17 protein-coding genes are annotated in these 14,783 nt (G+C 72.9%); 8 read left to right on the top strand and 9 right to left on the bottom strand.

The window, feature by feature from the left end:
- Window positions 1–11: 11 nt before the first annotated feature.
- On the bottom strand, window positions 12–758 hold the full coding sequence (locus AB0I32_RS19555; protein WP_357508995.1) for an SDR family oxidoreductase: 747 nt from the start codon (window positions 756–758) through the stop codon (window positions 12–14).
- Between the two features lie 100 nt (window positions 759–858).
- Between AB0I32_RS19555 and AB0I32_RS19550 the strand changes: the two genes are divergently transcribed.
- Window positions 859–1,686: a helix-turn-helix transcriptional regulator gene (locus AB0I32_RS19550; protein ID WP_357508993.1), complete on the top strand. Its 828-nt coding sequence runs from the start codon at window positions 859–861 to the stop codon at window positions 1,684–1,686.
- 28 nt (window positions 1,687–1,714) lie between these two features.
- Window positions 1,715–3,115 (top strand): Na+/H+ antiporter NhaA, encoded by a 1,401-nt coding sequence (nhaA, locus tag AB0I32_RS19545; RefSeq protein WP_357508991.1) that lies wholly within the window; start codon window positions 1,715–1,717, stop codon window positions 3,113–3,115.
- A gap of 195 nt (window positions 3,116–3,310) precedes the next feature.
- Here the strand turns inward: nhaA and AB0I32_RS19540 are convergent, their stop codons facing one another.
- Window positions 3,311–5,380, bottom strand: coding sequence for a BTAD domain-containing putative transcriptional regulator (locus tag AB0I32_RS19540; RefSeq protein ID WP_357508989.1), 2,070 nt, complete (start codon window positions 5,378–5,380; stop codon window positions 3,311–3,313).
- A gap of 44 nt (window positions 5,381–5,424) precedes the next feature.
- On the opposite strand from AB0I32_RS19540, the gene AB0I32_RS19535 reads away from it, so the two are divergent.
- Window positions 5,425–6,300: an alpha/beta hydrolase gene (locus AB0I32_RS19535; protein WP_357508987.1), complete on the top strand. Its 876-nt coding sequence runs from the start codon at window positions 5,425–5,427 to the stop codon at window positions 6,298–6,300.
- Window positions 6,301–6,306: 6 nt separating this feature from the next.
- Here the strand turns inward: AB0I32_RS19535 and AB0I32_RS19530 are convergent, their stop codons facing one another.
- Entirely contained in the window at window positions 6,307–6,903 is a 597-nt protein-coding gene (locus AB0I32_RS19530) for a DsbA family protein (RefSeq protein WP_357508985.1), read from the bottom strand.
- Between the two features lie 4 nt (window positions 6,904–6,907).
- Window positions 6,908–7,474 carry a TetR/AcrR family transcriptional regulator gene (locus tag AB0I32_RS19525; RefSeq protein WP_357508983.1) on the bottom strand — a complete coding sequence of 189 codons (567 nt, stop codon included), beginning with the start codon at window positions 7,472–7,474 and terminating at the stop codon, window positions 6,908–6,910.
- A 138-nt stretch (window positions 7,475–7,612) separates the two neighbouring features.
- Between AB0I32_RS19525 and AB0I32_RS19520 the strand changes: the two genes are divergently transcribed.
- Window positions 7,613–8,455 carry an alpha/beta hydrolase gene (locus AB0I32_RS19520; protein WP_357508981.1) on the top strand — a complete coding sequence of 281 codons (843 nt, stop codon included), beginning with the start codon at window positions 7,613–7,615 and terminating at the stop codon, window positions 8,453–8,455.
- 28 nt (window positions 8,456–8,483) lie between these two features.
- Here the strand turns inward: AB0I32_RS19520 and AB0I32_RS19515 are convergent, their stop codons facing one another.
- Window positions 8,484–8,885, bottom strand: coding sequence for a helix-turn-helix domain-containing protein (locus AB0I32_RS19515; protein WP_357508979.1), 402 nt, complete (start codon window positions 8,883–8,885; stop codon window positions 8,484–8,486).
- A gap of 124 nt (window positions 8,886–9,009) precedes the next feature.
- Here AB0I32_RS19515 and AB0I32_RS19510 point away from each other — a divergent pair, with 124 nt between their 5' ends.
- The 3 genes from AB0I32_RS19510 to AB0I32_RS19500 all read left to right on the top strand — a co-directional run bounded on the left by AB0I32_RS19510 (window position 9,010) and on the right by AB0I32_RS19500 (window position 11,626).
- Window positions 9,010–9,852 carry an NAD(P)H-binding protein gene (locus AB0I32_RS19510; protein WP_357508977.1) on the top strand — a complete coding sequence of 281 codons (843 nt, stop codon included), beginning with the start codon at window positions 9,010–9,012 and terminating at the stop codon, window positions 9,850–9,852.
- Between the two features lie 245 nt (window positions 9,853–10,097).
- Window positions 10,098–10,679 (top strand): isochorismatase family protein, encoded by a 582-nt coding sequence (locus tag AB0I32_RS19505; RefSeq protein WP_357508975.1) that lies wholly within the window; start codon window positions 10,098–10,100, stop codon window positions 10,677–10,679.
- The gene (locus AB0I32_RS19500; RefSeq protein WP_357508973.1) at window positions 10,676–11,626 is read left to right on the top strand and encodes a DJ-1/PfpI family protein; all 951 of its coding nucleotides are present in this window, start codon (window positions 10,676–10,678) and stop codon (window positions 11,624–11,626) included. Before AB0I32_RS19505 ends, AB0I32_RS19500 begins: the two co-directional genes overlap by 4 nt.
- 77 nt (window positions 11,627–11,703) lie before the next feature.
- On the opposite strand, the gene AB0I32_RS19495 is transcribed toward AB0I32_RS19500, so the two are convergent.
- Window positions 11,704–12,504, bottom strand: a complete 801-nt coding sequence (locus tag AB0I32_RS19495) for an SDR family oxidoreductase (RefSeq protein WP_357508971.1) — start codon at window positions 12,502–12,504, stop codon at window positions 11,704–11,706.
- 86 nt (window positions 12,505–12,590) lie between these two features.
- Between AB0I32_RS19495 and AB0I32_RS19490 the strand changes: the two genes are divergently transcribed.
- Entirely contained in the window at window positions 12,591–13,442 is an 852-nt protein-coding gene (locus AB0I32_RS19490; RefSeq protein WP_357508969.1) for a helix-turn-helix transcriptional regulator, read from the top strand.
- Window positions 13,443–13,469: 27 nt separating this feature from the next.
- Here AB0I32_RS19490 and AB0I32_RS19485 read toward each other — a convergent pair whose 3' ends face one another.
- From AB0I32_RS19485 to AB0I32_RS19475, 3 genes are all read right to left on the bottom strand, one after another.
- Window positions 13,470–13,856 carry a DUF1304 domain-containing protein gene (locus AB0I32_RS19485; protein WP_357508967.1) on the bottom strand — a complete coding sequence of 129 codons (387 nt, stop codon included), beginning with the start codon at window positions 13,854–13,856 and terminating at the stop codon, window positions 13,470–13,472.
- 67 nt (window positions 13,857–13,923) lie between these two features.
- Window positions 13,924–14,301, bottom strand: coding sequence for a metalloregulator ArsR/SmtB family transcription factor (locus tag AB0I32_RS19480; RefSeq protein WP_357508965.1), 378 nt, complete (start codon window positions 14,299–14,301; stop codon window positions 13,924–13,926).
- Between the two features lie 11 nt (window positions 14,302–14,312).
- The gene (locus tag AB0I32_RS19475; protein ID WP_357508963.1) at window positions 14,313–14,756 is read right to left on the bottom strand and encodes an SRPBCC domain-containing protein; all 444 of its coding nucleotides are present in this window, start codon (window positions 14,754–14,756) and stop codon (window positions 14,313–14,315) included.
- Between the last annotated feature and the right edge of the window lie 27 nt (window positions 14,757–14,783).

Genomic DNA, 14,783 nt, shown 5'->3' with positions numbered 1-14,783 from the left:
GGTCGGTGTGCTCAGCGCTGGGCCGCCGGGCGCACGATGATCTCGTTCACGTCGACGTCGGCCGGCTGGTCCAGGGCGAACGAGATGGCGCGGGCGATCGCGTCCGCCGGGATGAGGTTGCGGCGGAACGACTGCATGTAGGTCCGCGCCCCGGTGTCGGAGATGTGCTCGGCGAGCTCGCTCTCGACCGTGCCGGGCGTGATCGTGGTGACCCGGACGCTCGGGTCCGACTCCATGCGGAGGCCCTCCGTGATCGCCCACGCGGCGAACTTGCTGGCGGAGTACACCGCCGACGTCGGATACACCTCGTGCGCGCCGATCGAGGCGACCGTGACGACGTGCCCGCCACCCTGCCGCCCGAAGTGCGGCAGCACCGCGGCGATGCCGTGGAGCAGTCCGCGCACGTTGACGTCGATCATCTGGTCCCACTCGTCCACGAGGAGCGCGTCGAGCCGGGACAGCGGCATGACGCCCGCGTTGTTCACGATGACGTCGATCCGCCCGTGCTCCTCGACGACGCGGTCCACGACGGCGCGTACGTCGGCGGCGTCGGTCACGTCGAGCCGGTGGGCGCTCGCCGCCCCGCCGTTCGCCCGGATCTTCTCCACCACGGCCTGGAGGCGGTCCGTCCGGCGGGCGCCGAGCACCACGTGGTGGCCCTCCGACGCGAGCCGGAGCGCAGTGGCCTCGCCGATGCCGCTGCTCGCTCCGGTGACGAGGACGATCTTGCTGAGCTGGGTGTTCGTCTCTGTGGTCATGGATCCAGGCTGCGGTGCCGCGCCGGGCCCAGGAAGGACGCCGTCCTCCTGGGTGCAGCACACCCTGGATACGCGTGGCCGGCCGGGTACCGTCGAAGGCATGACCGCATCACCGCTCGGCGACTACCTGCGCGGCAGGCGCGCGCAGCTGACCCCGGAGGCGCTCGGCCTGCCCGTGTACGGGAGGCGCCGCGTCGTCGGCCTGCGCCGTGAGGAGGTGGCGATGCTGACCGGCGTCAGCGTGGACTACTACGTCCGGCTCGAACAGGGACGCGAGGTGAGCCCGTCACCGCAGGTCCTGGACTCGCTCGGCGAGGTGCTGCGCCTGGACGACGACGGCAGGCAGCACCTCTACCGGCTGGCCGGCCTCAGCCCCCGGCCGGTGGCTCCCGCGGCGGTCGAGGAGGTCGACAGCTCGCTGCTGGAGCTCATGCTCTCCTGGCGGGACAGCCCGGCGATCGTGCTCGGACGGGCCTTCGACGTGCTGGCGAGCAACCCGCTCGGCGAGGCGCTGTTCGGCGGGTTCCCGTTCTCGCGGAACCTGACCCGCGCGACCTTCCTCGACCCCGCCGCGCGCACCTTCTACCCGGACTGGCACGCCGTCGCCGAGAACACCGTGGCCGGGCTCCGCCTGGCCGACGGACTCACCCCGGGCAACCCGGTGATCCGCGGCGTCGTCGACGAGCTGCGGGTCAAGAGCCCGGACTTCGTGCGGATGTGGGACCAGCACGACGCCCGCGGCAAGCGCCTGACCAGCAAGCGTTTCCTGCATCCCGACGTGGGCCACCTGGAGCTGCGCGTGCACGCGTTCGACGTCCGTGGCGTGCCGGGCCAGGAGCTCGTCGTCTACCACGCGACCCCTGGCTCGCCGGCCGCCGAGGCGCTGGCCCTGCTCGGCACGATCGCCGCGACGAGAGCGATCCGCTGACGCCGCCCGACTCTGTCATTCTTGACCCGTGACAGACCGGATCCCCACCGGAGTTCCGACCAGGCCGGGTCCCCGGCCTCGGGTGGACATCCCGTACCCACGCCTCTCCCCGGGCCTACGCAGCTACTTCGCAACCGAGGGCGGGGGAGCGACGCTCCTGCTCGCGGCGTCGGCCATCGCCCTGGTCTGGGCGAACGTGGCGGGCGGCTCGTACCACGCGCTGTGGGAGACGCCCGTCAACCTCACGGTCGGCACCTGGGAGCTGCACCTCTCGCTGCACCACTGGGTGAACGACTTCCTCATGGCGGTGTTCTTCTTCGTGGTCGGCGTCGAGGTCAACCGCGAGCTCACCGTCGGCGAGCTGCGCACCTTCCGCGCCGCCTCCGTGCCGCTCTTCGGGGCGATCGGCGGGCTGGCCGTCCCGATCGGCATCTACCTGCTGATCAACCCGTCCGCCCCGGACGCGTCCGGCTGGGGTCTCCCGATGTCCACGGACACGGCGTTCGTCATCGGCGTGCTCGCGCTCGCGGGGCCACGCTGCCCCGACCAGCTGCGCGTCTTCCTGCTCACGCTGGCGATCTTCGACGACATCGGGGCTATCGCCCTCCTCGGCATCTTCTACTCCGACGCGATCTCCATGGGTGCGCTGGCGCTCGCGGCGCTGCTCACGCTGGTGCTGTTCGCGATGCGCTGGATCGGCGTCTGGCAGATCCCGCCGTACCTGTTCGTCGGCCTGATCCTGTGGGTGGCGGTCCTCGAGTCCGGGCTGCACCCGACGCTCGCGGGCGTCGTCGTGGGCCTCTCGGTCCCGACCGCCCGCCGGGGGCACGACGACGAGGCGCGCCGAGATCTCGGGTGGTACGCGCGCGCCCTCATGGAGGATCTCGACCCGGCCCGCTCCCGCCTCGCCGTCAGCGCCGCACGGTCGGCGGTCCCCACGAGCGACCGCATCCTCGACGCGCTGCACCCGGTCAGCTCGTACTTCGTCGTGCCGGTGTTCGGGCTGGCCAACGCCGGCGTAGCGCTCACCGGGGAGTCGATCAGCGCAGCCCTGTCCAGCCCGGTCACGCTCGGTGTGCTGGTCGGCCTCGTGCTCGGCAAGGGGATCGGCGTGTTCGCCGGTGCGATGATCGCGCTCACGACCGGGCTCGGTACCCTGCCCGGCCAGGTGCGCTACGGACACCTCGCCGGCGGTGCGTTCCTGTGCGGCATCGGGTTCACCATCGCGCTGTTCGTCAGCGAGCTCGCGTTCGACGACGAGGCGCTGATCAACGAGGCCAAGGTGGGCATCATCGTCGGTTCGATCCTGTCCGGCGTCATCGGCATCCTGGTCCTCCGGTACTTCGGTGACCGGCTGCCGCTGTGCTCGCCGCACGAGGCCAGCGGCCCGCCGCCGCTGCCGGACGGCGCCTGGCGCCCGCCGGCCTGACCGTTCCCCGGCCTGTCCTGGCGCCGGCGCTGCGGATTGCCGGCGTCCGGTGCTGAGATCGGTCCGTTGCACAGGCGGCTCGTCGAGATCGGTCCGTTGCACTGAGATCGGTCGGTTGATTGACCGATCTCGGAGCAACGGACCGAAGTCGGTGAGTTCGGTCCGTTGCCCGGCCGGGGTTCGACGCCGACGCCGTCAGCCGTCGAGGAACTCCGCCAGCGCGTCCAGGTGATCCCGCACCGGGCCGGCGGTCAGGACGCCGCTGCCCGCCGACACCTCGTCGGCTGCCGGGACGAGCGCCGCCCGGGCCCGCTCGGCGACCCGGCGGTCTCCGACCGCGGTCGCCGCCCGCCCCGCCAGGATCCAGAGCACCTCGGCGAGCAGGCCGGGCGGCGGGTCGGTGATGCGGCGGACGGCGGCCGCGGCCTCGACATCCGCCCCGCGGGCCAGGAGCAGGTGCGGGCGGGCCCACGACTCGTAGGGGCCCCAGCGGCTGCTGTCTCCTGCTGCGCCGGCCGTTCCCGCGCCCCGAGCGGCGGCCTGGTCCGCCGCCTCGCCGTGTGCCGCCTCGCCGTCCGCCGCCTCGCCGTGTACAGCCTCGCCGTGTGCCGCACCGCCGTCGGGCACTCCGCCGTCAGCAGGTAACCCGTGCCAGACCCGCACGGCGAGCACCGCCAGCGGGAGCAGGCCCTCGGCCAGGCCGGGCATGCCGGAGCCGTCGAGCAGCTCGGCGGCGGTGCGGTAGGCGTCCTCGGCGGCGTCTGCACTCGCACCCGACGCTGCGATCCGCAGCGCCGCGAACCACCCCGTGAACACCGCCACCAGCGGCCGCTCGTACCTCCTGCCCAGTGCGGCGGCGGCGGCCGCGTGCTGCTGCGCCGTCTCCCACCGGCCGAGGGCCGACTGTGCCTGCATCCGCACCAGGTGCCCCAGGATCTCGAAGGTGCTCAGCCCGTGCCGGGCCGCCAGGGCCACCAGCTCCGCGCCGATCGCGTCCCGCTCACCGGCCAGCCCCGTGCGTCCGAAGGCAGTCAGATACCGGCCCGCCAGGGCGAACGCGAGCACCGCCGGGTCGCCCGCCCGCCGCGCGAGGTCCTCCGCCTGGCGCGCGGCCTCCGGTCCACGCGGCCCGGGCAGCCCCCGTGACTCCATCGCGACGGTCGCGAGCAGCCGGGCCCGGACCGCGTCCGGTGCGTCCTGGGGGAGCGCGGCCAGGGTGCGCTCGGCGGCGGCGACCATCTCGGCGGCAGCGCCCGCGTCGTCGGACCGGGTCCAGGAGCCCGGCACGTCGAAGGCGCCGATCACCCGGGCGGTGAGCTCCGGATCGCTGAGCTGCTCGGCGGCGCGGACGGCGGCCACCCGTTGTGAGCGGGCCGCCGCCAGGCCCTCGCCACCGGACAGTGCCAGGGTGCGCAGGAGCGTCGCCGTCGACTCCAGGCGGCTGCGGGCGCCGGCGGCGACCACTCGCTCGTAGGCGGAGGTGGTGTCCCGCCAGACGTCGTCGGGCGTGGCGGCGTCGGCGCCGACGTCGTGCCGCAGCACCTGACCCTCCAGCTCCGCGAGCCGCGGGCCCGGGTCGACGCCGAGCTCGTCGGCGAGCATCGCTCGCGCCCGGCGGAGCACGGCCAGCGCGTCCGCCTGCCGGCCCGACCGGTACAGCGCGAGCGCGAGCAGGCGCCACGCCTCCTCCCGCCACGGGTGCTCGGCCACGTGCGCGTCCAGACCCGGCACGACGCCGGCCGCGTCGCCCAGCGCGATCCGCACCTCGGCGCGGCGTTCGGTGGCGACGAGCCGCAGCTCGGCCAGCCGGGCTCGCTCGGCGGCCGCCCACGGCTGGTCCAATCCCGCGTAGGGGGTGCCGCGCCAGGCGCCGAGCGCCTGGTCGAGCGACGCCCGGGCGGCCGCGGGAGTCAGGTCGCGCGCCCCGGCCACCGCGGCCTCGAACGACCAGGCGTCCACATCGACGTCGTGCAACGCGTACCCCGGCCCGTCGGTCACGAGCCGCCGGGCGGGTGTGCGCGGCGTCCGCCCGGGCTCGAGGCCGCGGCGGAGCGCCGCGACGAACGTGCGCACGGCGGCCAGCGCGCCCTGCGGTGGGTCGACCCACAGGTCCTGGACCAGGCGGTCGGCGGTCACCGTCCGGCCGCCTGCCGCGACCAGCCGCGCGAGGACGGCGCGCTGGCGGGGGCCGCCCAGGGCCGCCTCTGCGCCGTCGACCCACGCGGTGACCGGGCCCAGCACCCCTACCCGCACGTCCGTCCTCATCGCCTACTCATCGCTTGCTCATCCACGTCCTGGAGATTCGGGGCATGACACAGAAGATCCCTGGGCTCGATCACCAGCGCGTCGCCGTGGGCGACGTCGTCCTCAACGTAGCCGTCGGCGGCTCCGGCAGCCCTGTCGTGCTGCTGCACGGCTTTCCGCAGACGCACCTCATGTGGCGCCACGTCGCCGCGGACCTCGTCCGTGACCACACGGTGATCGTCCCCGACCTGCGCGGTTACGGTGCGAGCGACAAGCCCGCCGAGCTCGACCGCGACACCTACTCGAAGCGCACCATGGCCCAGGACGTGGTCGCACTCGCCGGCGCGCTGGGCCACGAGACGTTCGCCCTCGCGGGCCACGACCGGGGAGCGCTCGTCGCGATCCGCGCGGGCCTGGACCACCCCGACCGGGTCACCCACCTGGCCATCCTCGACGTGCTGCCGACCCTCGACATGTGGGACGTGCTGCACGGCGCCGACGCCGCCGTCGCGTTCCACCTCTACCTCATGGCGCAGCCGCCCGGCCTGCCCGAGCGGATGATCGAGGCCTCCGCCGACGACTTCTTCGGGTTCTTCCTCGATGCCTGGGGCACAGGTCCCGACGCGATCCCGGCCGAGGTGCGGGCGGAGTACCTGCGGGCCTCGCGGGAGGCGGTGCCGTCGATAGTGGCGGACTACCGCGCGTCGGCGGGGATCGACGTCGAGCACGACCGGGCCGACCGGGCAGCTGGACTGCGGCTCGCCATGCCGGTCACGGTGCTCCAGCAGGACTGGGGCACGGCGCTCGGCTACGACGCGGCAGGCCTGTGGTCCGCGTGGGCCGCCGACCTGGAGCACCGGACGCTGGACGCCGGGCACTTCATGGCCGAGCAGTCCCCGCGGGAGGTGGTGGCCCACCTGCGGGCCCTCCTGGCGCGGTAACCGCCGTCACCGGCGGAAGCGGGCGCGCTTGCGGGACATCGACATGGTGTCCCGCAGGTCGGTGACCGTGACGGCGCCCAGGTACGGCTCGCCGTTGATGAACAGCGTGGGCGTGCCGTGCACCCCGGCGTCGATGCCCGCCTGGTAGTCCTTGCGGACGGCGCCGGCGAACCGCTGCGCCGGGTCACCGATCAGGGCGCTCGTGTCGTCGAGGCCGAGCTGCTCGCCGTAACGGATGATCGACGCGTCGTCGAGGCTGTCCTGGTTCTTGAAGAGCAGACCCGCCATCGGCCAGAACGCCCCCTGGTGCCCCGCGGCCTCGGCCGCGAGGGCCGCCGTCAGCGCGTAGGGGTGTGGCTCGAACAGGGGGAAGTGGCGCCACACCAGGCGGACCTGGCCCTCGGAGCTGTTGACGAGCTCGTGCAGCACGGGCTTGGCCGCCCCGCAGTAGGGGCACTCGAAGTCGCCGAACTCCATGATGGTGAACGGCGCCTCGGGGTTGCCGTACGCCCAGCGGAACGCGAAGTCACCCTCGTGAGGGCCGGTCTGCAGGGCGTACGGAGTGGCTACCGGTCCGCCGCCGGTGGTGTCGTCGGTCGTCATGTCCTCATCCTCTCGCAGTTGCCACGTCCAGCAGGGTCTCGGCAGCGGCGCGCGCCTGGTGCGCGGCGTCCGGGGTGCCCGCGATGGCGGCAGTGGTCTGCGCGCCCTCCGCGAGGATGGCGAGCTGCGGCGCCAGGGTGGCGGGCGCGCCGGCGTCCGACACGAGGCGGGCCACGTACTCCTGGAAGCCGCGCTTCTGCTCGCGGACGGCGTCCGCGACCGCCGTCGAGGAGGCGCCCAGCTCGCCGTGCGTGTTGATGAACGCGCACCCGCGGAAGTCCGGTTCCCTGAACCAGGCGTCCAGGAAGTCGAAGATGGCGAGGATGCGCTCGCGTGCCGACGTCGCCCGTTCCGACGCGGACGCGAGGCCGGAGTCCCAGACCGTGGTGCGGTGGCGCAGCACCGCGACGATCAGCTCGTCCTTCGAGGCGAAGAGCGAGTAGATCCGCTTGAGTGACACACCCGCCGCCGTCCGCACGGCGTCCATGCCGACCGCCTGGACGCCGTGCGCGTAGAACAGCTCGTCGGCGGCCTCGATCACTGCCTCGCGAGCGGTCTTCTCGTCGATCATGCGATCTCACCCCACTTTTCGCTCCGCACGACTTGCGCGGAGAACGTTCGTTCTCTACTGTAACGGATATCGGCAGAGAACGATCGTTCTCCGCCGGGCCACAGGATGGCAAGCGGGATTCAAGGAGAGGAACACATCATGGGTTTCATCACGGTCGGCACCGAGAACAGCACCACGACTGAGCTCTACTACGAGGACCACGGCACGGGGCAGCCGGTAGTCCTCATCCACGGCTACCCGCTGGACGGCAACAGCTGGGAGCGCCAGTCGCGCGAGCTGATCGACGCCGGGTACCGCGTCATCACGTACGACCGCCGCGGGTTCGGCCAGTCGAGCAAGGTCGGGGCAGGCTACGACTACGACACCTTCGCCGCGGACCTCGACGCGGTGCTCAACACCCTCGACCTGCGCGACGTCATCCTCGTCGGCTTCTCGATGGGTACCGGCGAGCTCGCCCGCTACGTGAAGAACTACGGCCACGAGCGCGTCGCCAAGCTGGCCTTCCTCGCCTCGCTCGAGCCGTTCCTCGTCGCGACCGACGACAACCCGACCGGCGTGCCGCAGTCGGTCTTCGACGGGATCCGTGACACGGCCCACGCCGACCGCTTCGCCTGGTTCACGAACTTCTACCAGGACTTCTACAACCTGGACGAGAACCTCGGCAGCCGGATCAGCCAGGAGGTCGTCACCGCGAGCTGGAACACGGCGACGCGCAGCGCCCCGGTCGCGGCCTACGCCGTCGTCTCGGCCTGGATCGAGGACTTCCGGGCCGACGTCGAGGCGGTGCGTGCCGCGGGCAAGCCGTCCCTGATCCTGCACGGGACCAAGGACAACATCCTCCCGATCGACGCAACGGCCCGCCCGTTCCACAAGGCGTTCCCCGAGGCGGAGTACGTCGAGATCGAGGGCGCGCCGCACGGCCTGCTCTGGACCCACGCGGCCGAGGTCAACGAGGCGCTGCTGGCCTTCGTCAAGGCCTGACGCTCGGATCTCGGGGCCGCTCCTCCGCTCAGCGGGGGAGCGGCCCTGTGTATGCGGCGCGGGAGGCCTCGACGTCCGCCAGGTGGGCGTCGCTCCACTCGCCCAGGGCGGCGAAGACGGAGTGGAGGCTGCTGCCGAGCTCGGTGATCTCGTACTCCACGCGCGGCGGTACCTCCGCGTAGATCCTGCGCTGCACCAGGCCGTCCCGTTCGAGCTGCCGCAGGCGTTGCGTGAGCACCTTCGGCGTCACCCCGATGCGCCGCTCCAGCTCGACGAAGCGCTGGGTGCCGTGAGCCTGCAGCACCCACAGGATCGGCGTCGTCCACCGGCTGAAGACGAGGTCCACGACCGGTGAGATGGGGCAGGCGGTGGCGGGGTCGTCGTCGGGCTGGGGTGACCACGTGCTCGTAGCAGCTCTCGCGTTCGGCATGGCAGGCTCCAATACTTTCCTGAGGGAACCTACTGTACTCAGGCTCGTAACGTCGGCGGCAGGGCGGCCGCAGGGGTCGCCGGGCCCCGGTTCGGGGTCATGTCGCTTGAGCCAAGGAGCACCCATGATCATCGTCACCGGAGCCACCGGAAACATCGGCCGACCGCTGGTCGCCGAGCTTGCCCGACGGGGCCATGACGTCACCGCGGTGTCTCGCGCCGGCACCGCCCCGCTCGACGACCCCCGGGTCCGCGGAGAGCGCGCGGACCTTGCCGACCCGGACAGCCTGCGCGCCGTCGTCGCCGGCGCGGAGGCGATGTTCCTCCTGGTGCCGGGCTCGGGCGAGCACCTGGACACCGAGCGGATCATCACCACGGCGGCCGACGCGGGCGTGCGCCGCCTCGTCCTGCTCTCGTCGCTGGGCGCAGCCACGCGGTCCGGCTCGGTCTCGCACGGACCCCTCGCCCAGCTCGAGAAGCTCGTGCGAGGGTCGGGCCTCGACTGGACGGTGCTGCGGCCCGGCGACTTCGCCAGCAACGCGTTCGCCTGGGCGCCGTCGGTCCGCGCGGAACGCACGGTGCACGCGCCGTTCGGCGACGTCGCACTGCCCGCCGTCGACCCGTCCGACATCGCGGAGGTCGCGGCGGCCGCCCTGGTCGACGACGGCCACACGGGCCGCACCTACGCGCTCACCGGCCCGGCTGCGGTCTCGCCGCGCGAGCGGACCCGGGCGCTCGCCGAGGCGCTCGGCGTCCCCCTGACGTTTGTCGAGCTCACGCGTGCGGAGGCCCGCGCCGGGATGCTCGCGTACATCCCGGAGCATGTCGTCGACGGCACCCTGGCGATCCTGGGCGAGCCGCTCCCGGAGGAGCAGGTGGTGAGCCCGGACGTCGAGACGGTGCTGGGCCGGCCCGCGCGGTCCTTCGCCGACTGGGCGCGGCGAAACGTGGCTGCCTTCGAGGTCTGACGGGCTCCGGTCCGCACCTGGCGCGGTCGGCAGACAGCCCGGCCGCGGAGTGTGTTGCCGTGCGTAGACAACGTCTACGCACGGCAACACACTCCACCCGCGACACCTCGCTCGGCCGGCCGCTCGGCCGGCCGCCAGGGCGGCGTCCTCGCCGGGTCGGAGCGGCCCACACGATGACCAGATCCGTCCGCCCCGCGACCCGATCCGGCCTCCCGCCCGAGCGCCCGCGTGACCAGACTGGAGGCATGAACCGAGCGCTGATCGTCGTAGACGTCCAGGAGTCCTTCCGTGTGCGCCCGCAGTGGGCCGACACTCTCAACCCGACGGTCGCGGAGCCCGTCAACCGGCTCGTCGACCTCGCCCGCGCCGCCGGTGACCTCGTCGTCTGGGTGCTGCACACCGAGCCGGGGACGGGCAACCCGTTCGACCCGGCGTCCGGCAACGTCCGGCTGTTCGCCGAGCTGAGCGAGCCACTGCCCGACGAGCCGGTGCTCCACAAGACCTCGCACAACGCGTTCACGACCACCAACCTCCAGCAGATCCTCACCGCGCACGGCGTGGGGGAGCTGCGCGTGTGCGGCATCCGGGCCGAGCAGTGCGTGGAGACCACCACGCGGGTCGGCTCCGACCTCGGCTACGCCGTGACGTTCGTGAGCGACGCCACCAGCACCGATCCGCTCGGCCGGTTCAGCGCCGCCGACATCCTGGAGCGCACCGAGGCCGTGCTCCGTGACCGGTTCGCGCGCATCGCCACCGTCGCGGAGCTCGAGTCCGAGGCAGAGTCCGAGGCAAAGTCCGAGGTGGGCGTGACAGCATCGGCCACGTGACCACTGTCGTCTTCGTGCTGCTGCCCGGGGTCCACCTGCTCGACCTGGCGGGCCCCGCGCAGGCCTTCTTCGCGGCGGGCGACTTCGGCCGGCCCTACGACCTGCGGTACGTCTCCGGCGTCGAACCGGATGGTTCCGCAGGTGGCGGGCCCGACGCCGGTGTGGTCGCCTCGGCGCAGGGCCTCCCGCTCGTCGCGGGTACCGACTGGCCGGAGCTGGGCCCCGACGACCTCGTCGTCGTACCCGGTTGGCGCGTCGGAGGCGTCAAGGTCGCCTGGCCCCGGCTGAGCGTCTCGCTGCGCGAGCGGCTCGCCGCCCACCACGGCGCGGGCGGCACCGTCGCGAGCGTGTGCGCGGGGGCGGACGCCCTCGGCCAGGCCGGCCTGCTGGACGGCCGGCGCTGCACCACGCACCATGCCGTCCAGGACGATCTCGCCGCCCGCTACCCCCGGGCGCACGTGGTCCGGGACGTCCTGTTCACCACGGACGGCGGCGTGGTCACCTCCGCCGGCATCGCGAGCGGCATCGACCTCTCGCTGCACCTGCTGGCCATGCGGCACGGCCCCGCGCTCGCCGCCCGGGTGGCCCGCGAGATGGTGGTCTACACCCGCCGGAACGGGACGGAGCCGCAGGCCAGCGCGATGCTGCGGCACCGGTCGCACGTCGACGACACGGTCCACCGCGTGCAGGACCACATAGACACCCACTTCGCGCGGACCCTGCCGCTCGCCGACCTGGCCGCGCACGCCGGCGTCGCGGCGCGCACGCTGACGAGGCTGTTCACCCGGGCCGCCGGGATGACGCCGCTGCGGTACCAGCAGCTGCTGCGGCTCGAACGGGCAGAGCACCTGATCGGCCACGGCGCGACCGTGGAGTCGGCGGCCCGTACGGTCGGTTTCCAGGACCCGCGCATGCTGCGCCGCCTCCGCAGAGGAGCCGCGGCGTGATCGGCGATCCGTCAGGTGATCGGCACCTCGGACTGCCGATCACCTGACGGATCGCCGACCACGTGCCTCAGCCGGCGTCAGGCTCCCGCGCCGCCGTCCACCTTCAGGATCGCGCCCGTCACGAAGGAGGCGCGGTCGCTGAGCAGCCAGGCCGCTGCCTCGGCGATCTCCTCGGGCTGGGCGCCGCGGCGCAGCGGGATCCCGGGCGTCAGCTGCTCCATCAACCCCGGGGTGTGCTCCTCCCAGGCCCGGATCATCTCGGTGTACGTGCCGCCGGGGGAGACCGCGTTGACCCGGATGCCCTCGGGCCCGTAGGTGACGGCGGCCGACTCGGTGAGGCTGTTCACGCCCCTCTTCATCGCGCCGTAGGCGGGCAGCACGGGGTTGGCCCGCAGGCTGCCGATGCTGGTGTTGTTGACGATGGCACCGGTACCCGCCGTGGCCCGGATGGCGTTGATCTCGGCGACCATGGCCAGCCACGGCCCGCGCAGGTTCACGGCGTAGAGGCGGTCGAAGTCGGCCTCGGAGACCTCGTCCAGCGGCTGTGGCGGGGTGAACGTGGCGCCGTTGTTGAACGCGACGTCCAGGCGGCCGTGCAGCTCCACCACCCGGTCGACGGCGGCGCGCACGCTGTCGGCGTCGGACAGGTCGGCTACCGCGTAGTGCGCGGTGCCGCCCGCCGCCCTGACCTCGTCGGTGACGGTCTTGAGCTGTTCCTCGGTGCGGGCAGCGAGGAACACCGTGGCGCCCTCCCGGGCGAACAGGCGGGCCGAGGCCGCGCCGATGCCGCGGCCCGCGCCGGTGATGAAGGCGACCTTGCCGGCGAGCAGGCCGGCTCCGGTCGTCGTGGTGGTCGCTTCGGTAGGTGGTGTGCTCATACCGACGAGCCTGCGCCGGGCGCCGGGGTCTATCCAGGCAGCGCGGGTACCTGGCTATGGCCCCGCCGTCTGCCCATACTCGGGGTATGGACCGAGCAGAGCTCGCGACGTTCCTGCGCGGCAGACGGGAACGGATCACACCCGCCGACGTCGGCCTGCCCGCAGGGCGGCGACGCCGCACCCCGGGCCTGCGCCGCGAGGAGGTGGCGCAGCTCGCCTACATCTCCACCGAGTACTACACGCGGCTGGAGCAGGCCCGTGGCCCGCATCCCTCGCGCGAGGTCCTGGGCGGCCTCACGCGGGCGCTGCGCCTGTCCGACGCCGAGCGTGGCTACCTGCACGAGCTCGCCGGCGTGCCTCCGGGCCCACCGCCAGGACCGCCGCGCGAGGTCCGGCCGAGCGTCCAGCTCATGCTGGACCGGCTGCCGCAGGCCGCTGCCTTCGTCACCTCGGCGACCCTCGAGGTCATCGCCTGGAACGGGCTCGCGGCGGCGCTCATGGAGGACTGGTCGGCGCTGCCGCGTCGTGAGCGCAACCTCGCCCGCCGGGCGTTCCTCGGCTCACAGGTGCCGGGGGAGCGGCTCTACGGCGTCTCCGACGCCGGCGAGTTCGCCCGCTCGTCCGTCGCTCGGCTCCGCAACACGGCGGCCCGGTACCCCGAAGACTCCGAGGTGACCGCGCTCGTCGAGGAGCTCGTCGCGGGCAGCCCGGAGTTCGCGGAGCTGTGGTCCTCCGGCGACGTGCGGGTCGCGCGCACCCTGCGCAAGTCCTTCCGGCACCCGCTGGTCGGGCCGGTCACCGTCAACTGCGACGCCCTCGACCTCACCGACCAGGACCAGCAGGTGGTGGTCTACACGGCGGACCCGGGTTCGCCGTCGGAAGAGGCCTTACGTCTCCTCGCGGTCATCGGAACGCAACGCATGGACGTCCCCACCTGAGCGCCCACGGCCAGGAGGTCTGGGGAGTCAGAGGAGCAGGCCGACCACCAGGGCGATGATCGCCAGCAGCGGGACGAGGCCCTGCTTGAGCGCCGCGTCGCGCTTGGTCGGGTCCGAGATCACCAGGACGAGCGCCGCCGCGACCATCGAGCCGGTTCCGGCGAGCACGAGGGCCGCACCCACAGCCGTCGACCCGGTGGCCGTGAAGACGATGCCGACGCCGGTGACGATCGCGAGGAACAGGTTGTAGAAACCCTGGTTCAGAGCCATCGGCCGCGTCGCCTCTGCCTGGTCTGCGGTCATCCCGAACGTCGCCAAGGTCTTCCGGTCGGTCCAGGCGAAGGCCTCCAGATAGAAGATGTAGACGTGGACCAGGGCTGCGACACCCGCGAGCACGAGACCGGCGATCAGCATGTTGACTCCTTGGCTGTGACATGACCTGCGGGCATGCCACCCGCAGTATGTCAGGGCAAGGCCCAGGTCAGCGCGACGGCGGCTGCCCGCCGTCCAGATGTGCCCCGCCGTCCAGATGTGCCTTGAGCGCGGCGAGCGGGGAGTCCCAGTCCCGCGCGAGCGCCGCGAGAAACTGCTGGGCCACCTGCATCGGGGTCGAGTGCAGCCGGTAGCGCACACGACGGCGCTCGCCGGGCTCCGGGATCACCAGGCCGGCGTCCGTCAGCAGGGCCAGATGCTTCGCGATCGCCTGCCGGGTGATGGGCAGCCGGCCGGACAGGTCCGTCGCCGTCGCGGGACCGCGGGCCGCGAGCTCGCCGAGGATGGCGCGCCGGGTCGGGTCGGCGAGTGCCGCGAAGACCTGCTCGGCTGTCTTCTCCGGCTCGTTCACGGGGCGGTCGCTCACGAGATCATCGTTCACGCGACAGCGAGATATGCGGCGAGCTCGCCCAGCTCCCGCTCCCACCCGGTGACGTGGTCCGGATATGCCACCGCGTGGTCGTCGGCGGGGAACTGGGCGAAGCCCGTCTCCGTCACGGTGAGCCGGGTGCTCGTGCCGGCGGGGTCGCCGGCCGGCTCCAGCGTGAACTCGACGTAGGTGCGGCGCGGGTCGTCGTCAGGCATGTCGTGGATCTGCCAGGTGAAGGCGAAGGCCGACGGCTCCTCCACGCGTTCGATCCGGAGGTCGTGCTTGGCGCCGTCGTCCCACGCGATCCGGGCGGCGCCGCCCGGGCGCAGGTCGATGTCGGCGTGGTGGCCGAACCAGGACGCCAGGCCCTCCGCGGTGGTCACGGCGGCCCAGACGGTCGCGGGCGGGTGGCCGAGCTCGATGGTCCGCTCTATGCGGTCGGGAAAGGACATGCCCCGGAGCCTATGCCCGCTCACGTC

Source organism: Promicromonospora sp. NPDC050249 (genome assembly GCF_040656015.1).
Lineage (GTDB): Bacteria > Actinomycetota > Actinomycetes > Actinomycetales > Cellulomonadaceae > Promicromonospora.
This window is presented reverse-complemented; position numbering and strand designations above follow the sequence as displayed.